The 22,829-nt window shown below is 50.4% G+C and carries 19 protein-coding genes; 11 read left to right on the top strand and 8 right to left on the bottom strand.

Annotated features, from left to right (window positions below; translation table 11 throughout):
• Window positions 1-28: 28 nt before the first annotated feature.
• From KDX31_10205 to KDX31_10185, 5 genes are all read left to right on the top strand, one after another.
• The gene (locus tag KDX31_10205) at window positions 29-751 is read left to right on the top strand and encodes a flagellar brake protein (protein UTW01750.1); all 723 of its coding nucleotides are present in this window, start codon (window positions 29-31) and stop codon (window positions 749-751) included.
• Window positions 752-1,864 (top strand): ATP-NAD kinase family protein, encoded by a 1,113-nt coding sequence (locus KDX31_10200; protein UTW01749.1) that lies wholly within the window; start codon window positions 752-754, stop codon window positions 1,862-1,864.
• A 97-nt stretch (window positions 1,865-1,961) separates the two neighbouring features.
• Window positions 1,962-2,213, top strand: a complete 252-nt coding sequence (locus KDX31_10195; GenBank protein ID UTW01748.1) for a hypothetical protein — start codon at window positions 1,962-1,964, stop codon at window positions 2,211-2,213.
• 195 nt (window positions 2,214-2,408) lie between these two features.
• Entirely contained in the window at window positions 2,409-2,975 is a 567-nt protein-coding gene (locus tag KDX31_10190; GenBank protein UTW01747.1) for a hypothetical protein, read from the top strand.
• A 463-nt stretch (window positions 2,976-3,438) separates the two neighbouring features.
• The gene (locus tag KDX31_10185; GenBank protein UTW01746.1) at window positions 3,439-6,174 is read left to right on the top strand and encodes a bifunctional acetate--CoA ligase family protein/GNAT family N-acetyltransferase; all 2,736 of its coding nucleotides are present in this window, start codon (window positions 3,439-3,441) and stop codon (window positions 6,172-6,174) included.
• A gap of 48 nt (window positions 6,175-6,222) precedes the next feature.
• Here KDX31_10185 and KDX31_10180 read toward each other — a convergent pair whose 3' ends face one another.
• Entirely contained in the window at window positions 6,223-6,531 is a 309-nt protein-coding gene (locus KDX31_10180; protein UTW05365.1) for a winged helix-turn-helix transcriptional regulator, read from the bottom strand.
• A gap of 209 nt (window positions 6,532-6,740) precedes the next feature.
• Here KDX31_10180 and KDX31_10175 point away from each other — a divergent pair, with 209 nt between their 5' ends.
• From KDX31_10175 to KDX31_10165, 3 genes are read left to right on the top strand one after another with little or no spacing between them, the layout of a single operon-like run.
• The gene (locus KDX31_10175; GenBank protein ID UTW01745.1) at window positions 6,741-9,299 is read left to right on the top strand and encodes an MMPL family transporter; all 2,559 of its coding nucleotides are present in this window, start codon (window positions 6,741-6,743) and stop codon (window positions 9,297-9,299) included.
• Window positions 9,292-10,098 carry an outer membrane lipoprotein-sorting protein gene (locus KDX31_10170; GenBank protein ID UTW01744.1) on the top strand — a complete coding sequence of 269 codons (807 nt, stop codon included), beginning with the start codon at window positions 9,292-9,294 and terminating at the stop codon, window positions 10,096-10,098. The genes KDX31_10175 and KDX31_10170 overlap by 8 nt, the downstream gene beginning before the upstream one ends.
• A 5-nt stretch (window positions 10,099-10,103) precedes the next feature.
• Complete coding sequence (locus KDX31_10165; protein UTW01743.1) at window positions 10,104-11,468, top strand: hypothetical protein; 1,365 nt, start codon at window positions 10,104-10,106, stop codon at window positions 11,466-11,468.
• Window positions 11,469-11,551: 83 nt separating this feature from the next.
• Here KDX31_10165 and KDX31_10160 read toward each other — a convergent pair whose 3' ends face one another.
• The 3 genes from KDX31_10160 to KDX31_10150 form a co-directional block, all read right to left on the bottom strand.
• On the bottom strand, window positions 11,552-12,112 hold the full coding sequence (locus tag KDX31_10160) for a DUF5610 domain-containing protein (GenBank protein UTW01742.1): 561 nt from the start codon (window positions 12,110-12,112) through the stop codon (window positions 11,552-11,554).
• 101 nt (window positions 12,113-12,213) lie between these two features.
• On the bottom strand, window positions 12,214-13,458 hold the full coding sequence (locus KDX31_10155; protein UTW01741.1) for a GGDEF domain-containing protein: 1,245 nt from the start codon (window positions 13,456-13,458) through the stop codon (window positions 12,214-12,216).
• Between the two features lie 220 nt (window positions 13,459-13,678).
• On the bottom strand, window positions 13,679-14,083 hold the full coding sequence (locus tag KDX31_10150; GenBank protein ID UTW01740.1) for a DUF2892 domain-containing protein: 405 nt from the start codon (window positions 14,081-14,083) through the stop codon (window positions 13,679-13,681).
• 251 nt (window positions 14,084-14,334) lie between these two features.
• On the opposite strand from KDX31_10150, the gene KDX31_10145 reads away from it, so the two are divergent.
• Window positions 14,335-15,270, top strand: coding sequence for a universal stress protein (locus KDX31_10145; protein UTW01739.1), 936 nt, complete (start codon window positions 14,335-14,337; stop codon window positions 15,268-15,270).
• Window positions 15,271-15,350: 80 nt separating this feature from the next.
• Here KDX31_10145 and xthA read toward each other — a convergent pair whose 3' ends face one another.
• Window positions 15,351-16,160, bottom strand: coding sequence for an exodeoxyribonuclease III (gene xthA, locus KDX31_10140; protein UTW01738.1), 810 nt, complete (start codon window positions 16,158-16,160; stop codon window positions 15,351-15,353).
• A 230-nt stretch (window positions 16,161-16,390) separates the two neighbouring features.
• On the opposite strand from xthA, the gene gorA reads away from it, so the two are divergent.
• Window positions 16,391-17,746, top strand: a complete 1,356-nt coding sequence (gene gorA, locus KDX31_10135; protein UTW01737.1) for a glutathione-disulfide reductase — start codon at window positions 16,391-16,393, stop codon at window positions 17,744-17,746.
• A gap of 99 nt (window positions 17,747-17,845) precedes the next feature.
• On the opposite strand, the gene KDX31_10130 is transcribed toward gorA, so the two are convergent.
• Window positions 17,846-18,859 (bottom strand): GGDEF domain-containing protein, encoded by a 1,014-nt coding sequence (locus tag KDX31_10130; GenBank protein UTW01736.1) that lies wholly within the window; start codon window positions 18,857-18,859, stop codon window positions 17,846-17,848.
• Between the two features lie 263 nt (window positions 18,860-19,122).
• Here KDX31_10130 and KDX31_10125 point away from each other — a divergent pair, with 263 nt between their 5' ends.
• Entirely contained in the window at window positions 19,123-20,781 is a 1,659-nt protein-coding gene (locus KDX31_10125) for a SulP family inorganic anion transporter (protein UTW01735.1), read from the top strand.
• Here KDX31_10125 and KDX31_10120 read toward each other — a convergent pair.
• Together KDX31_10120 and KDX31_10115 are read right to left on the bottom strand one after the other, a co-directional pair.
• Window positions 20,774-21,376, bottom strand: coding sequence for a YigZ family protein (locus KDX31_10120; GenBank protein ID UTW01734.1), 603 nt, complete (start codon window positions 21,374-21,376; stop codon window positions 20,774-20,776). The genes KDX31_10125 and KDX31_10120 overlap by 8 nt on opposite strands.
• A gap of 25 nt (window positions 21,377-21,401) precedes the next feature.
• On the bottom strand, window positions 21,402-22,565 hold the full coding sequence (locus KDX31_10115) for a cation transporter (GenBank protein ID UTW01733.1): 1,164 nt from the start codon (window positions 22,563-22,565) through the stop codon (window positions 21,402-21,404).
• Window positions 22,566-22,829: the final 264 nt, after the last annotated feature.

Here is a 22,829-nt window from a genome sequence, read left to right as displayed (position 1 = left end):
ACATAACCCTGAACACGAAAAGGATCTGATGGCTCTGAAACTGGAACCCATTCAAACAGAAAAAAAACTGGCTGATCTGCGTCTGCAGATTGGTGAGCCGGTTCGGGTTGAGATCCGTATTCCCAGAGCAAAATATACAGCTAAGCTATTGGGGTATGCGGAGAAAGGGGGCATCATGATCTCGGCGCCGTCGTCGAAAAGCGGTGTGCCGACACTGATTAACGAAGGGAATCTGGCTAGCCTTCGCCTGATCAGCGGTAATCGGATCTGCACCTTCACCAGCAAAATACTCAAGCAGCATGATCAGCCCTTCAGTTACTGGATACTGGAGTATCCCGAAACCATTGAGTTGAGGCGGATCAGGGAGCACAGCCGGATTCCGGTGAGCCTCAGTTGTTCTATTGATGACTATGATGAGATGGCGGAGAGTGACGGTCTTCCCGTCAATGCATTGTGTGTTGATATCAGCCGGGACGGCGTCTGTCTGCAGCTGCCCTATGCGCTGGGTAGCGTCGGCGAACGTTTTTATCTGACGACACGTTTACAGATCGGCGATATCGATCAGGTTTTACTGGTACCGGTTGAGTTGAGAAATATTCACAGCAGGCCGGCCGAGGTGAGCAGTTTGTATAATCATGGTTTTAAGTTTTTGGATCTGGATGAAGATACCCAACTGATTATTACCGCTTTTGTTTATCAGCAGTTCTTAGTGGAAACCGGTAATCTCGACTACACCGGACAGGAGTTATAGATGTTTCGTCTTGGATTGATTGTGAATCCCCTGGCAGGCGTGGGAGGCAGCGTTGGTCTGAAAGGCAGTGATGGTGAAGATACCGCGCTGAAAGCCCTGGCGATGGGCGCTGAACCGAAAGCCAACCTGCGTACTCAGCAGGCTCTGGAGCCGCTGGCGGGACTGGATATTGAACTGATTACCTATCCGGGGGAGATGGGCGAGGAGAGTGCCCGCATTGCCGGTTTCCAACCGCGTGTGATCGGTACTATCACTGCGGGCCACACGTGCGCGGATGATACCGAACGGGCCGCCCGGGAGATGGCTGAACAGGGCGTTGATCTGATTTTGTTTGCCGGTGGTGATGGCACGGCCCGCAATATCTGTCACGCGATCGGCGATTCCACCCCGGTACTGGGGATTCCGGCGGGGGTTAAAATCCATTCGGGGGTTTACACGGTTACCCCAAAAGCCGCCGGTGAAGTGGTCGCGATGCTGGTGCGCGGGGAGCTGGTAACGCTGGCGGATCAGGAGGTTCGGGATATTGATGAGGTTGCGTTCCGTGAGGGGCGTGTGCGGGCTAAGTATTATGGTGAGTTGCTGGTGCCTGAAGAGGGGCGTTTTCTCCAGCATGTAAAAAATGGCGGACGTGAAGTTGAAGAGCTGGTGCTGGACGATATTGCGGCCGACTTTGCTGAGAACATGCAGGATAACGTGCGCTATATCATGGGTTCCGGCTCGACAGTGCAGGCGCTGATGGATCATCTGGGGCTTGAAAATACCTTGCTGGGCGTTGATCTGATCGAAAACGGTCAACTGATTGGGCAGGATCTGACCGCACAGCAACTACTGGATCTGACCGGGGGATATGACACCCGGCTGGTCATTACCGTTATTGGTGGACAGGGACATATTATCGGTCGTGGGAACCAGCAACTCAGTGCTGAACTGTTAAAGCGTCTGGGTCGCGAGAATATTATTGTGGTCGCGACTAAAAGTAAGATTAAAGCGCTGGAAGGGCGCCCATTGATCGTCGACAGTGGTGATGCTGCGCTTAATCATCAGCTTTCAGGGTTGATCCGTATTGTGACCGGTTATCGGGATGCCATTCTCTACCGGGTGGCGGACTACTGATTCAAACCTCACCGTATTTCTTCAAAGTGACGTGTCGGACAGGCAAAATTTAGATTCTTTGATAAGCTTTAAGAACGGCTTTCGAGGGAGTATCACTATGGGGTTTGAATTAATACGGTTCTATCTGTTGCTGATGTTGCCGGAATGGATGCAGGTCACACAACCGGATGGCAGTCACTTCTTCCGGCGTAAGTTTACTGCTGCCTATAAAGCCCGGTTGCGCTGGGTTTACCGTATCTGGCTCGGTTCCGGGTTGCTGATGCTGGCAATTCCAGCCCCACCGGTGGTGATTGGTCTGGGGCTGTTCACTACCTTTGTCTCCTTTTCACTGCTGGATGAAACTGAGTGAGTGACGCGGTTAAGAGCCGAGATTACCGGCTGATTTAAAACAGTTTTGGGTCTCGATGACCTGACTCTGTTGCTGTCACGCAATAGCAATAATTTAGCAACCTTGCTGTCATATTCCCTGTTTACCCTTCGGGTGGAATATTTTAAGTCTGGCGATAGATCGTTTCAGGCAATCCACAGTAAACCGGGGAAAAACATGTCCTTTCTGAAAAAAGCTGCTGTCGCTGCAGCGATCGCAGGTGTAACACTGTCACTGACTGCATGCCAGTCCAATGAAGTTAAGCAGGAGATGGTTAAGGCGCCTGAGCTGAATAACCAGGACCTGTATGAAGTTGATCACGAAGGACGTCATTATGTATTTGATGACTTTGCTGTTTATCAGGAGTTCCTCAACGTGGGTGAAACCTCGTACCGTAAGGTGTTCATCGGTTCAGGCCCTCATGGGGAGTCTCTGGTATTCGGTCTGCGCAGTGAAGATAAAAAGATGTTAGACGGTCTGGCCGGTGTTGAAATGTACAACGGTAAGATGCCTGCAGCTGAGGATTTCTATGGTGAGATGCGTGCAGAAGATGGCCGTTTATATGTCTTCAATACCCTGGAGGATATGCAGGAGGTGCGCAAAAACGGCGAAGCCGCCTTCCGTCTGACTCAGATTGGTGCCGGTCCTCAGGGACAAAGCGTTGTCTTCGTGCTGAACGATAGCAACAAGAAAACCTACCCGGCTGAACTGGTCGCCCGTTTTAAAGCGATGAACTCGCTGTAAGGGATAAACCCCACAGGTTCTCGGCGGGACGGTCTGACTGCCAGTGTTGCCAGAACCCGCAGCTACCAATATCAATAAACCCGCTGTCAGCGGGTTTTCTTTTATCAGCAGGTGAGAGGTCCGGTTCAGACTCGATATTTATATATACATACTCAGGTGGGGCTAAAAAGCTATTAATCGTGGCGGTTTGTCAGTGGCGTTACTCAAGTGGTTAGCGACGGCTGGCGATGAAACCTCAGCAAGCGTGGGAGGAGTTGCTAAACTAAACGGATAACTTTCTGGCCAGTTCCGGTTAAAACTGAAATAGAGATGCGTTTTTACCCACTTTGGCAGGGCTTTATGACTTTGATCACGATTATTCGATCAATAATGTTTGTGCTGCACTTGCGTAATATGGAAGATATAGACTCAGTCGTTCGATCAGCGTTACTGATCAGTTCTGAAAGTCTGCGGAGTAAGTCTCTTGAGTACAAAATATCTCAAACGTTTTTTTAAGCCTAAATCGATTGCGGTGTTCGGAGCCTCTGAGAAACAGAACAGCATGGGCGGTGTCGTGCTGCAAAACCTGCTGGATAGTGGGTTTGAGGGCAAGCTGATGGCGGTTAACAAACGGGGTTATGACACTGTTTTCGGGGTCACCTGTTACAGCGGCTTGAGCCGCCTGCCAGAAATGCCTGATCTGGCCATTATCTGTTCGCCCCCCGAGAGTGTTGCCGGCCTGATCCGCAAACTGGGCGCTAATATGGTCAAGGCCGCGATGATTCTCACGGGCGGTCTGTCGATTGCCAGTGAGTCGCTGGGTAAAAGCATGCGGGATGAGATCATGGAGGCCGCCAGGCCCTATGGTATCCGTATACTGGGGCCGGATTGTATGGGGATGCTGGTGTCTGGCCATAAGATGAATGCCAGCTATTCACACCTGAATATCCGCAAGGGTAAAGTCAGTTATGTAGGGCAGTCTGGTCTGTTAGGCACGGCGATGATCGACTGGGCCAACGGTCAGGAGATCGGCTTCTCTCACTTCCTCACGCTAGGAGAGGGGGTTGATATCGATCTCCCATCCATTATCGACTATTTCGCTCAGGACCCTTATACCCAGTCGATCCTGATTCAGCTTGATCATCTGGTCGGGTCTTCCCGTAACCTGCTCAGTTCGCTGCGCTCCGCTTCGCGCAATAAACTGGTGCTGGTGCTCAAATCCAATATGATCTTTGATGAGGATAAGGAAAATCAGCCCGCCCTGGGCATCAGGGATGAAGACCTAGTGTACGATGCGGCGCTGCGCCGGGCCGGTGTGGTTCGCGTGGATACGGTCGATCAGCTGTATAACGCGCTGGAAACCCTGTCGCGGATGAAGCCGATGCGGGGTGAACGGCTGGCGCTGGTCTGTAACGGTATGGGGCCCAATGCTCTGGCGACGGATCAGCTGCTGCGTAAGGGGGGAGAGCTTTCCGAACTGTGTGCCGAGACGGTGACGGCCTTACGGGAGATAATGCCGGATCACTGGAATCTGAAAAACCCGGTCGATCTGCACGCTGATGCGACTCCGGAGCGCTTTGCCCAGGTAACCCGACTGTTGACCAAAGATCCCAATGTGGATGCTGTGCTGGTGATCCATGCTCCCACGCGGATGGCTCCCGGAGTGGCGACTGCTGAAGAGATTATTACGGTGGCGCGGAATACGCCGCGCAATATTCTCACCTGCTGGATGGGGCGAAGTACGGCGATCGAGTCAAGAAACCATTTTAACAGCGCCGGCGTAACCACCTTTATCACCCCTGAAGAGGCGGTCGATGCCTTTATGCATATGGTTGAGTTTCGCCGCAATCAGGAAGTGATGAAACAGACCCCGGCGCCCTTTGAAGATCCAAATGAACAAAATCATAAGCGGGCTAAAGCGCTGATTGCGAATGCGCTGGCCGAGGGACGCGACTATCTGACCCATAATGAAGCGACAGATCTGTTAGACCAGTACGATATTCCTGTGTCGCATACCCACTATGCCGATGATGTTGACGGGGTCGTTGAGATTGCTAAAAAGCTGGGCGGTGCCGTTGCGGTAAAAGTGATCCATCGCGAGAATATCTACCCGTTTAACTACGATAATAAAAGCCATCCCCGCTGGAAAGACCTGGCGCTGGATCTGTTTTCATGTAATGAGGTTAAGCAAGCGGCGACTCAATTGACCTATCGGGTCAGGGAACGGTTTCCCGAGGATGACATCAAGGGATTTTGTATTCAGCAGATGAAGCGGGGCTTCCAGTCACTTCAGATCAATATGGGGATCACCCGTGACCCGGTATTTGGCCCACTACTGGTGTTTGGTAAAGGGGGGTATTCTGTTGATGTGCTGGCTGACCGGCAAGTGATGTTGCCCCCGCTTAATCTCAGTCTGGCACGTCAGCTAATCAGTACTTCGCATATATTCTCGGTGCTCAGAGAGAGCAGTGAACAACTGGAAAGGGATCTTGAGCAGCTTAGTAGTCTGTTGATCAAGTTGTCGCAGATGGTCGTGGAGCTGCCCAACCTGAAGGGGCTGGAAATCAACCCGATGCTGATGAACCGACGGGGTGTGCTGGCGGTTGATGTGGCGGTCTCCTTAGGCGAACCTTCAGTATTAGCGATCTCGCCTTATCCTGAGTATCTGAGCGAGCATATCTCGTTGCGTAAATCCGGCCGGAAGGCGATGGTGAGAGCGATACGGGGAGAAGATGAGCCGAACCATCTGGAGTTTTATAACCAGTTGAGTCCTGAATCGATACGCCTGCGTTATTTTTATAGCCGTGGCATACCAACTCATCATGAACTGGCAAACTGGACCCAGATCGACTACGACCGCGAGATGGCGTTTATTGTGACTGCGCCAAGACAGGGAGCACCTGGCTGGGAAACACTGGGAGTCGTCAGAGCGGTGACCGATGCCGATAATGTCCGCGCTGAATTCTCGGTGGTGATCCGCGATGATCTGCAGGGCGAGGGACTGGGTGTGGTGTTGATGCAGAAGGTGATCGATTACTGTAAAGCCCGGGGAACGTTGCTGTTGATGGGGTCGACCTTGACATCAAACAAGGGGATGCAGGGGCTGGCACAGAAGCTTGGCTTTAAAAACCATTACAACATGGAGGAGGATGTTGTCGAGATGGAGATGATGCTGAACGAGCCAACCGAAGACTGGCAACGTTATCGGTTGCAAAACTGAAGTCTGACTGAGTCATAAAAAACCACCGTTGTCGGTGGTTTTTTTCGTTCAGGCGGTTGGACAAAACATCTCATGCAGGGTGTGAATTATCCGGGTTGCTGTATCGCCAGAGAGGGAGTAATAGATCGTCTGTGACTCACGCCGGGTGCTCACCAGACCGTCTTTACGCAAAACCGCCAGATGTTGTGACAGGGCTGACTGACTCAGATCGAGGCAGTTGTTCAGTTCGGTGACCGAAAGCTCTTTACCGTCCAGATAACAGAGGATGAGGAGGCGACTCTCGTTGCCCAGTGCTTTCATCAGTTGCGCCGCTTTCCTGGAATTTATTTTCATCATAGCCAGCGTTTCGGGCGTCATCTGTTGGGTCGCTGTATTCAATCGGTTCTCCGCGTTTTTATTATTTTGCAGGCCTTTAATACGTGCTCAGTGACCTACAATACAAGGAAGTATTCTACTTTAGCGATGGTTAAATCTCAATTTACTAATGTAGTGCTTTTAAATATTAGTATATGCTAATATAATAAGCAAAATAAAGCTTTGGTTATATAGTGGAACGGGACTAACAGATGCTGCGAACTACGCTGGTTAACTTATCAATGAATCGTCCGAAATGGGTGTTTTTCGGAGTATTACTACTGACGGTGATAGCCGGTTTGCAGATTCCGTCCATTAAGGTGGATACCGATCCGGAAAACATGTTACCTGCAGATAACCCTGCACGGGTGTTTCATGACCATGTGAAAGAACGTTTCGGCTTGCACGACATGATTGTTGTTGGTGTGGTGAATGATTCCGCCGGGGGGATCTACAACCCGCAGAGTCTGTCTGAACTGCAACAACTGTCAGCTGCCATCGTACAGATGGACGGTGTCGTCAGTCAGGATCTGATGTCGCTGGACCGTGTTGACAACATCAGTCAGGAGGGGCCGGGAACGATCCGTTTCGAGTGGATGATGAAACAGGTTCCCAAAGATCAGACCGCTATCAATCAGATCCGTACTTCGGTTGAGCGCTTACCATTGCTGAACAACACGCTGGTGTCCGGTGATGGTAATGCCGCGGGTATCTATATCCCGATTACGCAGAAATCTGAAAGTTACCGTATTTCCGGACTGATTCAGACTGAGATCGGCAAGCTGAGTGGTAATAATCAGTATTACATATCCGGTTTACCGGTGGCAGAAGATACTTTTGGCGTTGAGATGTTTATCCAGATGGCAATCTCAGCCCCACTGGCAGGTCTTATGATCTTTGTACTGATGTGGGTTTTCTTCCGTAGTTTTTTGCTGATCACTGCGCCGATGCTGGTTGCGATGGGCGCGGTGATTATTACCATGGGGCTGCTGATCGGTCAGGGCTATACCGTACACATTATGAGTTCCATGATTCCCATCTTCCTGATGCCGATTGCGGTGGTGGATTCGGTACATATTCTGTCGGAGTTTGCTGATCGTCATCGTCCGGGGGAAGATCCCAAAACCGCTTTAAAAGAGGTGCTGGGGCATCTGTTCACGCCTATGTTGTACACCTCAATAACGTCTTCGGTGGGTTTTGCCTCGCTGGCTTTTACCCCGATTCCACCGGTGCAGATTTTCGGTTTACATGTAGCTTTCGGTATTATGCTGGCGTTTGTGCTCACCATTACCCTGGTTCCAGCGTACATCATCAGTTTGTCACCCCAGCGGATGGCACAGATGAAAGATCACAATATTAATGAGGACGATAACTCGTTTCTGGGGCGCTTACTGATCTCCACTGGCCGTTTTTCAATCGCCCGGGCCAAAGGACTGCTGGTGTTGTTTGTTCTGATTGTTGTGGGTAGTGCTTATGGTGTGGCGCAGATCCAGATTAACGATAACCCGGTGCGCTGGTTTAAACCTGACCATCCGTTACGAGTGGCTGACCGGGTGATGAACCATCACTTCCCGGGAACCTATAACGCCTTTCTGGTGTTGGATAAGACCAGCGACCTGCGTAGCGGACTCGAACAAGACCTTCTGGCGAGAGCCTCAGGTGAGGGCGTGGAGCTGCAGCAGCAGCTCGATAGCGTTAATGTTGATAGCTTTACCGAATACACTAATGCGCTGATCAATCTGTTTGATCAGCTCAGTTATGACGACAGTGTTAATGAAACCATGTGGCTTGACCTGCTGGAGATAACCGAGAAGGCTCAGATTGGCAGCAAGTATTTCATTACCCCCGATGCAATGAAATATCTGGATGAGCTGCAAACCTTCCTCGATCAGTCGGAATATGTGGGTAAGAGTAACGGTCTGCCAACGTTACTTAAAACCGTTTACCGCGAGCTTCAGGGGGGCGATGAGGATCAGTACCGCTTACCGCCTACCGCAGCTGCGGCCGCGCAGACGGTTTTGAGCTTTCAGGGTTCACACCGCCCGAATGACCTGTGGCATATGGTGACACCGGACTACCGTTCGACGGTACTCTGGCTGCAGTTAAGCAGTGGTGATAATCAGGATATGAGCAGAGTGTTGACGCTGGTTGATGACTACGTTGCCCAGCATCCGTTACCGGAAGGGGTAAAGCTCAACTGGGCGGGTCTCACCTACATCAACGTCGTTTGGCAGGATGAGATGGTCAACGGCATGCTGAAAAGCCTGATCGGGGCGTTCTTCATGGTGCTGGTTATCATGGTGGTGCTGTTCCGCTCAGTTAAAATAGGTTTACTGTCGATGTTGCCACTGACGGTTACTATCCTGTTTATCTATGGTCTGATCGGGCTGGTGGGTAAGGATTATGATATGCCGATTGCAGTGTTGTCGGCACTGACGCTGGGTCTGTCTGTGGATTTTGCGATCCACTTCCTCGAGCGTACCCGGGCCATTTATCGTCAGTGTGGCAACTGGGAACAGACGGTCGCTGAGGTCTATAAAGGGCCGTCACGGGCGATCAGTCGCAACGCCGTCGTGGTGGCCATCGGGTTCACCCCGTTACTGTTCGCTCCGCTGGTCCCCTATATTACTGTGGGCTTCTTTCTGGCAACCATCATGGCTGTGTCAGCGGTAGTAACGGTGATGTTATTACCAGCGGTTATGCAGATGATTAAAAATAAAGATAGCTTGTTTGGCGTAAAGTCTGACATGAAGGAGAGTATCCATGATTAAGCAACTGTTTTCGACGCTCTTGGCGGGGCTGGCGCTCAGTGGTTCAGCGCAGCTTTATGCGGCAGATCTCACCGATGTTAATGAAATCGTGAAACAGGCCAACCTGGCTGCCTATTATCAGGGCGAAGATGGCCGTTCAGAAGCACGAATGCTGATTCAGGACTCGCAGGGACGCCAGCAACAGCGACAGTTTACTATTCTGCGCCGGGATTATGAGGATGGTGGAGATCAGCAGTTTCTGGTTGCCTTCAGCCGCCCGGCCGATGTCCGGGATACGGTTTTTCTGGTTGAGAAGCATGCCCGGAGCGATGATGATCGCTGGCTCTATCTGCCGGGTCTGGATCTGGTAAAACGGATCTCAGCGGGTGATAAACGTACCAGCTTTGTCGGCTCTAACTATTTTTATGAAGATGTCTCCGGTCGTAACCCGGAAGAGGATAATCATCAGCTGATAGAAACGACCGGCGAGTTCTATGTGTTAGACAATACGCCTAAAGATCCAAACTCGGTTGAGTTTGATCATTATCGGGTGTGGATCGACAAGGTCAGTATGTTGCCGATGAAAATTGAGTACTATGATGTAAGTAATAAGCTGTATCGCCGGGTCGAAGTACTGGCGACTGAGAAGGTACAGGGGATTCCGACGGTGACTAAATCAAGAGTCAGTGATCTGATCAGTGGTGCCAGCACCACGATGGAGTTTCGTTTTATTCGTTATGACCTGGGGATGGATAGTGCTGTATTTACTGAACGTTCCCTGCGTAACCCGCCGCGTCAGTGGCTTAAACGTCCAGAGTGATTTTTATGCAGGTAAATAAAGTGATCAAAACTGGGGAGCGGGAAAGAACACTCCCTGAAAAATTCGTTCTGCTACTGATCGCTCTGCTGATCTCATCGCCTGTCGCCCTGGCGCAACAGACGGATGACGGCAGCAGTGATCAGGGCTGGGGAGATGATAGTTGGGCTGAAGAAACCCCGAGCAGTAACTGGCACGGCTTTATTGAAGGTGGGCTGGGTAACCGGCTGAACGCGGATCCTGCGCTGAATGATCGTTTTTCACCTGTCGATGATGCCACTTTGTCAGACCTTCGGCTGCGCCTGGAAACCACCGGTTTTGTGGCTAATGACCGTTATGCGTTTAAAGCGGATCTATACGCTGATGGCGTTGATCAGGGCGTGCGGGCTGATCTGCGCGAAGCGTCTTATACACTCAGTCCTGTCGAGCGTACTGATTTGAAACTGGGGCAGCAGGTACTCACCTGGGGGACCGGGGATCTGTTGTTTCTGAATGACCTGTTTCCTAAAGACTGGCAGTCATTTTTTGCCGGTCGGGATACTGAATATCTGAAAGCTCCCGTGTTAGCGGCTAAAGCCAGCTATTATGGTGATTCTGCCAGCCTTGATCTGGTATGGATGCCTGACTATACCTCCGATCGTTATATTAACGGCGAGCGTTTTTCCTGGTTTTCGCCGCAGGCCGGGCAGAACATCGCTGCCCCTGCAGGACGAATTGATGCAGAGGAGCCGGCAAACAGTTTTAACAATGGTGAATTCGCGGCCCGCTTTTCTGGCACTATCGAGAGTACGGAGTGGGCGTTGTATGGCTATCGTGGGTTTCAGAAGCAGCCCAATGCGCTGGATAGCGGCGGTAATCCCGTCTTCACCCGTCTGAATGTTCTGGGGGCCAGTGTCCGGGGAAATCTCGGTTCCGGGCTGGCGAATGCTGAAGTGGCGCTGCATATGGCTGAGGACAACGATGGCAGTGATCCATACCAGCCTAATAGCCAGTTTCGTTTTCTGCTTGGCTATGAGCGGGAGTTAGTGCCGAAACTTACCTTAGGGCTGCAGTATTATCTGGAACAGACGCTCGATTATGCTGCCCTGGAGGCTGCGTCTCCATCGCCCTATAACCCGGAAGAGTATCGTTATCTCTATACCACCCGGCTTAACTACCGGATGTGGCAGGATAATCTTGTCTGGTCGCTGTTTGCTTTTTACTCTCCCAGTGATGATGATCATTATGTCAGGCCATCGGTCAGCTATCGCTATAGTGATACGCTGAGCTTTGATCTGGGTGCGAATGTGTTTGGTGGCGATAAGGCGCATACTTTTTTTGGCCAGTTTGAGGATGCAACTAATCTATATGGCCGGGTACGTTATGCTTTCTGACAGGGTTTAATCTGTAAATACCAAAAAACCGGGCATTGCCCGGTTTTGTTATGTCTGTACGGTTAATCTGAGTCACAGGTCGTTTAAGGCTGTTGCTCTGAACCATTGTCAGCTGACTGTTCCTGATTCAACAATGTATCCATCAGCGTGGTTAGTTTCTCCTGTACCAGATCATAGGTCGTGTCGATATTGGTGGCAATATCACCTTCGAGAACCTGTAAACCATCGAGAATTTCGCGAGCCTCGGTAAAACCCTGGGCGATGCCTCCGGAAATAAGCGTGATAAAGGTTTTCACCTGCGTTTCGTAATCCATCTCCGGATGTTGTTCCTGATAGCTGCTAAAGAACTTCGAATTCATGGATATGATACGTTCCGCGGTTGCCTCAGGACTGACATCCACACCTGAATCATAGACCTGCTGAATAGCCGAAGGGCCAAGATCGGTTTCAAGGATTTTGTTTAATTCAGTCACCGCTGTACGATAGAGCAACGCCAGTGAGTCGTTACCCGAGGAGATACTGACATCCAGAGAGGCCTGTAACATAGCCTGGTTTTGTGCCAGCTTATTCCGTTGTGTCGGTGTTTGCTCTGCCGGTTTGCTGCGCTCAGTTGCCGACTGGCTGTTAATAGAATTGATCTCCATATCATCTCCTTGGCTCATATTGCAGGAGTTATAATTTTAGTAACTCCTGTCTTTCACGCAAGGTTATCGGCAGCAGAGGGCATTTTATACTTGAAAGTTTTTCATGACGTGGCCGCCCGGCGTGTGCGGGGCTGAGCAATGTGGCAGGCAACTGAGCGATTGCGTCCCTGCCGTTTGGCCAGATAGAGCGCTTCATCTGCCTGCTTTATCACCGCCTGACTGTCTTTGTGTGCCCGGGTTTTTTCACACAGGCCGATGCTTATCGTTACTTCTGCGGTGTCCTCTGATCGACCCGAACGTTGACGTAGCTGACGCCCCTGTTTTTCGTTTTCCGGGCGGTTTTTATCCCGGATTCGCATCGGATAAGCGGCAATAGTGGTACGTACTTTCTCAGCGATTTCAATTGCTCTGACTTCATCCATCCCCTTAAAGACGATGGTGAACTCTTCTCCGCCGTATCGGAATACCGTCGCGCCACGGGCCGCCTGTTTCATCTGACTGGCAACCATTTTTAGTACCTGATCTCCCACATCATGGCCGTAGGTATCGTTAAATTTCTTGAAATGGTCGATATCTACCATGCCCAGCGTATAGTGACGACCGGCACTGCGCAGTGTATTTTCAAGGGCCCGGCGTCCGGGCAGTCCGGTTAGCTCGTCGATAAATGCCATACTGTATGAATTAAACAGCACGGTAAATAAAATCAGTACCAATCCCAGGGTGCTGCAGAGCACAGAGATAGATGACTTGCTGAACAGTGCCAGCATAGCCGCTATAGTCACAGTGATGATCACCAGGCAGGCATCAGCCAGGGTGGCTCTGAACCAGAGAATAATAAGTCCCAGCAGGGTGGTAACCGCAAACAGGGACACTGCCCACTGGCTGAGCAGGTAGGGATCGGAATACATCTGAATCAACCCCATCGGCAAACCGTCGAACCAGTCAGACAGCAGGTGGTTTTGTGCCGCCACCCAGAAAAACAGATAACCACTGACGATAACAGGCAGATGCCTGATCAGCCAGCGGCTACTTAAACCGCGTTCAGGAATGAAATTGATAAATAGCTGTAACAACGGAAACAGCAGGCTTAAGCAACTGAATAAAACAAAATTAGCGGGCTGGCTCAGACTGCTCTGTAACTGATTCTGAATCAACAGAAACAGGCACAACAGGTTGACTGTTGTCAGCAGTAAACGGCCCTGATTGAAGCTGATGCAGAGAATGATGGCCAGCCCGCCAAGCAGAGGTGGCAGATAGCCGAGGAGCTGTTGCTGGATGAAAGTCAGATCGTGAAGCTGGCTATGAATAACCAGTCCGAGCAGCATGAGTATGATGCCAGGTATCATTAATTTTAAAGTTTTCTGCAGCTTGTAACGCGACACCCGGTGTTCTCCTCCTGAGCAGTATCGCTATCCTAACATGGCGTAAGGGATTGAAGTGAGTGCAGTTACCGGTTTGGGTAATCAGTTTATTGTGGGGGGATAGTCAGGGATATCGCCAGGGGGACTCTTATAAAAAATGCCGCACAGGGCGGCATTTTATCGATCGCTTGGTTAGATCTGTGGTTTATGCCGCTTTTTTAAATCCGAGCAGTGAAGCGACAGTGAAGGCCGGGCACCATCCAGTGAAGGCGGATTGCAGCAGACTGGCGCCGACAACGGCTGTGATATACAGCACCCATTGAGGCGCTGCGAAAAACATATAGGCCGCCACCGTAATCAGAACCGCTGTTCCGGCAATAATGTGTACCCCCTGATGGACGCTCATGCCGGAGTCGCACGTCTGTTCTTTGAGCTTTAACATGCGAAAGACCGTCATTGCCGGACACCACTTAGTGAAAGCGGATTGCAACAGGTTAAGGCCGACAAAGCCTGTGAGGTAATACCAGGCTGGATTGAGATAGGTTCCCAGTGCCAGGCTGATAAGAATAACAGATCCCGCCAGCAGGCGAAGAGCAGCGTTGAGAGTCATAGGGTATACCTCTTGGTTAATTAATGTGTCATAGCATCGCTAAACAGACATTCTGTTTAATATTATATATTAGTAATGTCTAATATTGAAGTTGTACGCCGTCTATAATTTGTCATCAGTGGCTGATCAGTTGTTATTTATTGTTTCAGGACAAAAACGGTATCGCTTGTTTGCGGCAGATCAAAATATTGTGTTGGCAAAATAGCGAGGCTGTCTCATGCTTAAGGGGTAAATACAGAGGAGGTTCTGTTGTGGATATCAGCAAAATTCTGGTTAATCTTGAGCATGGTAAAGATAACAGTCTGATCTTGGAGAAGGCATTAAGGCTGGCTGAGGGGAGCGGCGCTAAGGTTGAACTGTTCAGTTGTTGCTATAACGCATCACTCCGTAACAGCTATCTGCTGGATAAGGAGTCATTGATCAGAGCTGAGCATGGCTATATGCATCAGGTCGAGGCTGAGCTGGAGCGACTGACAGAGCCGTTTGAAGAACTCAACATTGAGGTAGATCTGGATTATTGCTGGCAGCGTCATCATGCTGAAGCCGTAGTGAGAAAGGTGTTACGTTTTCAACCCGATATTGTTCTGCATCAGATAGAGCAGCACAGTCGTCTGGGGCATTACATCTTTGATCAGAGCGACTGGCAACTCATCAGAGAGTGCCCTGTGCCGCTGCTGCTGGTTAAGCAGAAACCCTGGTCTGATGGCGGTCATGTGGCGGCTGCAGTCGACCCGTTTCATGAATGTGACAGTCCTGCGGTACTGGATAAAACCATACTGGAATGGGCGCGGCGCCTGGTTCAGACTCTGGAGGGGGATCTGAAAGTGATGCATAGCTTTAATGTGCTGCCACACTCCGCTATTTTTGATGAGCATCTGGTGACCGATTTTGAGAGTATGCAGCGTAAGGTGAGGGCAGAGCATGTGGCCGCTCTCGGGACGTTGCTGGAACCCTATGGATTGACTACTGACAGCCCCGCTGTGACTTTAAAAGAGAAAGAGACTCATAACGCTATCCTCGAATATGTGGATGAAGCGCATATTGATATTCTGGTGGTTGGCGCGGTTGCAAGGGGGTTACTGGATCGGATACTGGTGGGCAGCACTATTGAACGGATTCTGGATCAGCTGCATGCTGACCTGATGGTGGTGAAGTCGCCGGGGTTTGTCAGCTCGATTACCGAGTGATTCAGCGAACAGATCAGGGGCTGTTATGTTCATTACGCCCCTTCACATTTTACGCAAACCGCTGCTTAACTGATCGTGTATTAACTGAACTGGGCCCAGATCGGAGCATGATCTGAGGGTTTCTCCATGCCGCGGATATCATAGTCGATATTGGCATCAGTACAGCGCAGATAGAGCGATTCGGTGGCCAGTACCGCATCGATACGCAGGCCCCGTTTCGGTTCGGCTTCAAAACCGCGACTGCGATAATCAAACCAGCTGAACAGATTATCAGTGTCCGGGTGAATTTTACGGAAGGTGTCCTTCAAGCCCCAGCCTAATAAACGGGCCAACCATTGGCGCTCTTCTGGCTGGAAACTGGTTTTACCGGTTTTCAGCCAGCGCTTACGGTTCACTTCGCCGATCCCTATATCGATATCCTCCGGAGAGATGTTCAGGTCACCCATCACGACCAGTGGCTGATTAGGGTCGCACTGCTGTTCAAGATAGTTCTGCAGATCGTTATAGTATTTGCGTTTGGCGGGGTACTTAATCTCATGGGCAATGTTTTCCCCCTGAGGGAAGTAACCATTGAGTATTTTTACCCGTACCCCTTCGATATCGTACTCTCCGATGATCATCCGTTTCTGTGCATCTTCGTCGTCTCCGGGGAAGCCTTTTTCAAGACTGACAGGCGGTAGCTTGGATATCAGGCAGACACCGTAGTGGCCTTTCTGTCCGTGGTATTCCACATGGTAGCCAAGTGCGGAGATCATCTCTTCAGGAAATTCCTCATCATGAACCTTGGTTTCCTGAATTCCGATAACATCAGGCTGATGTTTATCGATCAGGGCTTTAATCTGGTGGGGGCGGGCCCGCAGGCCATTGGTGTTGAATGAGATCAGTTTCATGCTAAATCCAAAGACAATCTAAAAGAGGAGTACAGAGGCGCCTAACTTAACCTCAGCCCGGGCAAAGTGCAAATGCGACTGATTGAAAAACCCTATCACCTGTTTTGCCTATCTTTATTGGCATCATCGGACGACAACAGGTAGATTAAGCCGCATAGTTTTTATCAGGCCGTTCAGGTTATCCGGTTCAGTCTGTTTAGTTAATCGTTATCAGTGTTAAGGGGATTCCTGTGGCAGAGTTTGATTTTGATCTGTTTGTAATTGGTGCCGGTTCCGGTGGTGTTCGGGCTGGACGCATGGCCGCAGCAATGGGTGTCCGGGTCGGGATGGCTGAAGACCGCTATCTGGGCGGTACCTGTGTCAATGTCGGCTGCGTGCCAAAGAAACTTTTCGTTTACGGTTCACATTTCAGTGAAGAGTTTGAAAATGCTGCCGGATTTGGCTGGACGGTCGGTAAGTCAACCTTTGACTGGCCAACCCTGCGGGACAACAAGACAAAAGAGATTGAGCGACTCAACGGCATCTACCGCAATATGCTGGTTAATTCCGGAGTAAATCTGCTGGATGGGCGGGCGCGAATTACCGGGCCAAATACCGTTGAAGTGTCTGGTACGCAGTACAGCGCTGAACGTATCCTTATCGCGACCGGTGGCTGGCCCTATGTGCCGGAGTTCCCGGGCAGTGAGCATGTCATCAGTTCCAATGAAGTTTTTTATCTCGATGAGTTTCCCAAGCGGGCGATCGTTGTGGGTGGTGGTTATATCGCGGTTGAATTTGCCGGGATTTTTGCGGGTCTGGGGGCTGAAACCTCATTAATCTATCGTGGAGATCTGTTCCTCAGAGGCTTTGATCAGGAAGTACGTGAATTCACTGCAGAAGAGGTAGCCAAGAAAAATATCAGCCTGCGCTTTAACAACAATATTGAAAAAATAGACAAACAGGCAGATGGCTCACTGCTGGCACATCTGACGGATGGCTCAACTCTGGAGGCCGACACTATTATGTATGCCACTGGTCGGGTGCCGAATGTGATGGATCTGGGGCTGGAAAATGTCCGCGTTGAGCAGAAAAACAGTGGTGCGATTGTCGTTAATGATCAGTTCCAGACCGCCGAACCGTCAGTTTATGCCATCGGCGACGTGATCGATCGAATCCAGCTGACACCGGTTGCTCTGGCAGAAGGCATGGCGCTGGTGCGCAACCTGTACGCAGGTAAAAACCAGCAGGTGGATTACGATCTGATCGCTACGGCGGTGTTCTGTCAGCCTAATATAGGCACTGTTGGTTTATCTGAAGAAAAAAGTCGTGAACTCTATGAGAATGTCGATGTCTATAAGTCTACGTTCAGAGCAATGAAGCATACGATGAGCGGCAGTGACGAAAAAACCTTCATGAAAATGTTGGTTGATCGTGACACTGACAAGGTGCTTGGGGTGCATATGGTTGGCCCCGATGCTGGCGAAATTATTCAGGGCATAGCTGTTGCGCTGAAAGCCGGTGCCACCAAAGCGGTGTTTGATTCCACTATTGGTATCCATCCGACTGCTGCTGAAGAGTTTGTAACGATGCGTGAACCAGCAAGTTAAGTGACCTTCATCGACTATTCCCCCGGCTGCACTGCAGACCGGGGATTTTTTTGTCTGTCGCTTTAATCAGGGGGCTTTAAAGGTGAAATTGTTACTGCTCTAATTCGCCATCTGGACGTTATTGCGTCCCGCTTCCTTAGCTTTATAAAGCGCAGCATCTGCTCTGGCAATCAGGTTTTCCGGCGATTCGTCTGCCTCTAACCGGGCAACCCCGAAGGAGGCTGTAACAGAGCTGATAATGTCTCCACTCTGTTTCTGTTTGATACGGATAGCCGCAACTTTCTTACGCACTTTTTCGGCCAGCTTGCAGGCCTCTGCAGCTTTGATACCGGGGAGTAGCATGGAAAACTCTTCGCCGCCAAAACGAACCGGTAGCAACGGCTCGGAACACTCCTCTTTGATCAGTTGGGCAACATATTGCAGGACTTTATCGCCCATCTGATGGCCATAGCTATCATTAAATTTTTTGAAATAGTCGATATCCAGCATAACCAGCGAAACGTCAGGTTGCGGCAGTGATGCCAACTGACCGATCTCTGTATCAAATACCCGGCGATTATATAAACCGGTCAGGGGATCAATAGTGGCTTCCTGTCTGGACTGGTTCAGCTCTTTTTTAAGCTTACTGATCTCTGCCTGAGCCTCATCAATTTTCTTCTGAAACTGACGGGTGCTTTCGCTGATGGTTTCGGTATTCACGGTCAGGTTCTGAATTATGGACTCGAGACCCTGATTATCGTTTTTGTCTTTGAGTGCTGCCAGGCTTTCCTGTAAGACTTCATTGTAGGCTTCAGTATCCTGAACCGTTGATGAGGCCGAACTTTCCAGGTCTCCCATCACTGACAGCAGGGCTTGCTGCACAACTTCTGCGTTTTCAATCTCATCCTTAATCAGAAAATCACGAAACAGTACTTCACTGATGCGGTTCGGGCAGGTCCCATAAATCTCCAGCGTTTTATCCATCTGCTGGTTAAGCGCAGGCAGGGCTTTAGATACGTAGACGTACCAGAGGGCATAATTTAACGGGGTGGGGGAGATACCGCCTTTGACCATCAGCGGGATAGCCCGACGAAGATACTCAGTCGCTTGCTGGGGATTATCTGCGAACTTCATAGAACGTTTTTCCTATTTCGCGATACTGATAAGAGCTGAATCAGAACGACAGAAAGAATAACATTATTTTTCATGAGGGTAGATAGTTTGCTATCCAACTTTGTGCTGAGATCGAACAATTGTTTTAAAACATGCTATTAAACTGATCTGTGTCGACTAATTATTCATTGATTTGGCGATGTAAGTCGTGGATTGTTATAGGCACTTGCTGTTTTCCGATCTTTCCAGACACGAATAACAATAAATCTTAGTCAGGATCTGATATGCGACTGATTCATGGTCTTCATTTTCATAATCTCAAAGGCGACCTGTTAGGGGGACTGACGGCTGCAGTGGTGGCATTGCCGTTAGCACTGGCTTTTGGTGTTTCTTCAGGCGCCGGAGCGATAGCCGGGTTATACGGAGCGATCTTTGTCGGTTTGTTTGCCGCGCTTTTTGGTGGCACTCCGAGTCAGGTATCGGGCCCGACCGGGCCAATGACAGTTGTCATGGCGTCTGTTTTTACCCAGTTTGTTGCTCTGGATCCGCAAAGCGGGCCAGTATTTGCCTTTACCGTGGTCATTCTGGGAGGGCTGTTTCAGATGGCGTTTGGCCTGCTGAAACTGGGTAAGTATGTCACTCTGGTACCGTTTCCGGTGATATCCGGGTTTATGACCGGTATCGGCATTATTATCATCCTGTTGCAACTGGGACCGATGTTCGGTTTTCCCGCATCGGCAAGTGCCGGCGAGTCATTGCGACAGATACCGCAGTATCTGGCTGATGCGGATCTTGCGGCGCTATTACTGGGGAGCGTGACGCTGGCGGTGGTGATGTTCTGCCCTAAGAAGCTTGCTGTCGTTGTGCCACCGGCGCTGCTGGCACTGGTGCTTGGCACCGTTATCTATCAGTTGTTTCATGGCGATAAGGATCTGGCCATCATCGGTCATATACCCACTGGGTTACCTGAATTGCTGATGCCGCGTTTTTCAATGGAAATTCTCAGTGAGATGCTGTTTGCCGCGTTAATGCTCGCCGTGCTGGGGTCGATCGATTCTCTGTTGACCTCGCTGGTGGCCGACAGTATGACCAAAACCCAGCATGATTCGGATCGTGAACTGATCGGGCAGGGCGTTGGCAATATGGTTGCCGGCATGTTTGGCGGATTACCCGGTGCCGGGGCGACAATGCGCACGGTAGTCAATATTAAAGCCGGAGGCGAGACGCCGATCGCCGGGGCCTTTCATGCGCTTGTGCTGGTTTGCGTAGTGCTTGGGGCCGCACCGCTGGCAGAGAACATCCCCCATGCAGTACTGGCGGGGATCCTGATTAAAGTGGGGCTGGATATCATTGACTGGCGATTTCTGTTCCGCCTGCACCGGGCGCCGTTGTTTGTTGCCTGTCTGATGATATTGGTGCTGGTGCTGACGGTGATGGTGGATCTGGTGACGGCTGTTTTTGCCGGAGTTTTTATTGCCAACGTTGTGACGGTTAAACGGTTGGCAGATAACCAGTTAGACAGTATCCGGGTCATTGATAGCCATGCAGGAAATGATGAGGGCTTGAGTAAGCGGGAGCGTAAACTGCTGGCTGAAACTCAGGGACGAATTATTCTTTATCAGTTTGATGGCCCGGTCAGTTATGCTGCGGCGAAAGGGCTATCAGCAAAACTTCAGGGGCGGCGTCCCCATGATGCTCTGTTACTCGATTTTAGCCGGGTACCGTTGATCGATGTCTCAACTGCGCTGGCGATTGAAGATATGATTATCGAGGCTCAGGAGCTTGGGCGCGATGTACATATAATCGGCCTGAACCCTATTGTTAAGGATATTCTGAGCCGCCTGAAGATTCTCAGTCTGATTCCGGTCAGCTTCTGTCATGAGAAACGTAGCAGGGCGCTGGAAACGGCCTATGCAATGGTCTTCCGTGATGAACTTAACTGATGCTTAGCGTGATCAGGTGCTGGAAGGGCGTCAGGGCTTGTTGAAACTCTGTCAGCCGGTTTTCCTCGAGTTGTGCCGTTACCTCAAGCCCGGTTGCGAAGTTTCTCTCACAATCGCTCAGGTTAAACTGGCTGATCAGCTGTTCAAGCTCGCCTGTCAGGTTGTAGGGCGCTGTTAAACGGATAGTAATAGTCGCAACAACCGCTTCGGTAGACACGGTCTGTAAGGCCTCCTGAACGCTCTGAGAGTAAGCCCGCGCCAGTCCTCCGGTCCCTAGCTTGATTCCGCCAAAATAGCGGGTGACGACGGCACAGATATTACCCAGATGACTATGGCGCAGCACATTCAGCATCGGCTGGCCGGCGGTGCCTTTTGGCTCACCGTCATCACTGCAGTTCCATTGATGCGGGTCGTTGGGGGCACCGGCAATATAACCCCAGCAATGGTGGTTCGCTTTAGGATGGCAGGCACGCACTGATTCGATAAAGCGGAGCGCTTCCTCCCGGTCGCTGACCGGATGGATATCGCAGATAAAGCGGCTTTTGCGAATCTCAAGTTCGGTGCTGTGGTGAGCCGCCGGGCGCATATAGTCCATTAGTTAGTCCAACAGAGACGGTTCATTATAGCTTGGGCGGCTGGTATCCCTGCCACAGGCGGATACTTCTGAACCAGCTGTGTTGTTTGAACAGTCTGTCCAGTTCAGCTTCCAGTACTTTCATATCAATCTGCTGGTTGAATGGCGTATCGAGTAGCATCAGTTCGATCTCAACTGCGTCCCTGCGGTAATACAGTGCCAGCCGGCTGATCCCCAGCTCCGGATGGCCAGCCTGGTCAAGCAGCTCCCACAAAACTCCGCTGATCTCGGTTCGTACCGGCAGGCTGGTTGAGTTATCGAACTCCTCTTCATCATCGTAGGTATCGATATGGAAGATAATATGACCGATATCTTCAAACTTTTTCATCAGTTGCAGTACTGCTTTATCACCGATGTAGTGACCTTCTGAGGCACTCAGGTGGGGAGCAACCTGCAGATGCATCTCTAGGAGACTCTGGCTTCCCATGGTGCGGCTTTTGAAGCTGTGTACGCTGAGAATACCTTCTACCTCCATAATCACTTCGGTATAGGCTTGTGTTTGTTCTTCCGGAAGGGCGGTATCGACCAGTTCCAGAATACTCTTCCAGGTCAGATCCCAACCGACTTTTGCAATGATCAGTGCCACCCCGATGGCGGCGACAGCATCCAGCCAGGCCAATCCTGCCATTGCCCCGGCGACACCGACAAAAACGACAATGGAGGAGAACGCATCGGTACGGCTATGCCATGCATTAGCGATGATCAGGTCTGACTTTATCCGCTTACCAACGGCAAGGGTGTAACGAAATATAACCTCTTTAGCCAATACTGAGATTGCCGCGATTACCAGCGCAGGCCATTCGGGCAGCTGTATCACTTCGTTCCGTATAAGTGTCAGCAGGCTTTCATATGCCATTGCCCCGGCAACGGCGATCAGGATGCAGCCGAGAATAACGGTACCGATGGTTTCGAAACGTGCATGGCCCCAGGGATGTTCTTCATCGGGCTCCTGGTGGGAATATTTTATGACCCAGACAACCATGAAATCTGTCAGCAGGTCAGACAGTGAATGGATGCCGTCGGCGATCAGTGCGCTGGAGTGAGACAGCATACCGAAGATGATTTTAAGCACGCCGAGAATGGCATCGATAACCGAACCAATAATGGTTATGCGCTGGGCCTGTGACTGATTACTTCGCGTTTCTGACATGATTGAAATGAGTCCGGTTTTTTACGAGGGCAATATGTTAAGTGGAACCGATCAAATTGGCCAGATGAAAGGAACTTTTAATAATTATTTTTTACAAAAACTAGTTGACTTTTATCCGTCACAGCAGTGACGCGGAATTGAAACACTTCTTGGATAAGTTTGAGAAACTCTTCATTTGTCTCAGATTAATTTTATTTAAGTAACTGAAAAATAAGGAAAATAACATTTGGTTAAAAATTAACCATATTATAGCGAACGGCGAGA

It is taken from the genome of Amphritea atlantica (assembly GCA_024397875.1).
Taxonomy (GTDB): Bacteria; Pseudomonadota; Gammaproteobacteria; order Pseudomonadales; family Balneatricaceae; genus Amphritea; species Amphritea atlantica_B.
The sequence above is the reverse complement of the archived record's forward strand: the minus strand, read 5'-3'. Positions and strand labels throughout refer to the sequence as shown.

What these genes read in the sequence shown, in the direction of transcription:
- KDX31_10205 (UTW01750.1), top strand. Translation starts at nt 29, where the DNA reads ATGGCTCTGAAACTGGAACCCATTCAAACAGAAAAAAAACTGGCTGAT.
- KDX31_10200 (UTW01749.1), top strand. Translation starts at nt 752, where the DNA reads ATGTTTCGTCTTGGATTGATTGTGAATCCCCTGGCAGGCGTGGGAGGC.
- KDX31_10195 (UTW01748.1), top strand. Translation starts at nt 1,962, where the DNA reads ATGGGGTTTGAATTAATACGGTTCTATCTGTTGCTGATGTTGCCGGAA.
- KDX31_10190 (UTW01747.1), top strand. Translation starts at nt 2,409, where the DNA reads ATGTCCTTTCTGAAAAAAGCTGCTGTCGCTGCAGCGATCGCAGGTGTA.
- KDX31_10180 (UTW05365.1), bottom strand. Translation starts at nt 6,531, where the DNA reads ATGACGCCCGAAACGCTGGCTATGATGAAAATAAATTCCAGGAAAGCG.
- KDX31_10175 (UTW01745.1), top strand. Translation starts at nt 6,741, where the DNA reads ATGCTGCGAACTACGCTGGTTAACTTATCAATGAATCGTCCGAAATGG.
- KDX31_10170 (UTW01744.1), top strand. Translation starts at nt 9,292, where the DNA reads ATGATTAAGCAACTGTTTTCGACGCTCTTGGCGGGGCTGGCGCTCAGT.
- KDX31_10165 (UTW01743.1), top strand. Translation starts at nt 10,104, where the DNA reads ATGCAGGTAAATAAAGTGATCAAAACTGGGGAGCGGGAAAGAACACTC.
- KDX31_10160 (UTW01742.1), bottom strand. Translation starts at nt 12,112, where the DNA reads ATGGAGATCAATTCTATTAACAGCCAGTCGGCAACTGAGCGCAGCAAA.
- KDX31_10155 (UTW01741.1), bottom strand. Translation starts at nt 13,458, where the DNA reads ATGATACCTGGCATCATACTCATGCTGCTCGGACTGGTTATTCATAGC.
- KDX31_10150 (UTW01740.1), bottom strand. Translation starts at nt 14,083, where the DNA reads ATGACTCTCAACGCTGCTCTTCGCCTGCTGGCGGGATCTGTTATTCTT.
- xthA (UTW01738.1), bottom strand. Translation starts at nt 16,160, where the DNA reads ATGAAACTGATCTCATTCAACACCAATGGCCTGCGGGCCCGCCCCCAC.
- KDX31_10130 (UTW01736.1), bottom strand. Translation starts at nt 18,859, where the DNA reads ATGAAGTTCGCAGATAATCCCCAGCAAGCGACTGAGTATCTTCGTCGG.
- KDX31_10125 (UTW01735.1), top strand. Translation starts at nt 19,123, where the DNA reads ATGCGACTGATTCATGGTCTTCATTTTCATAATCTCAAAGGCGACCTG.
- KDX31_10120 (UTW01734.1), bottom strand. Translation starts at nt 21,376, where the DNA reads ATGGACTATATGCGCCCGGCGGCTCACCACAGCACCGAACTTGAGATT.
- KDX31_10115 (UTW01733.1), bottom strand. Translation starts at nt 22,565, where the DNA reads ATGTCAGAAACGCGAAGTAATCAGTCACAGGCCCAGCGCATAACCATT.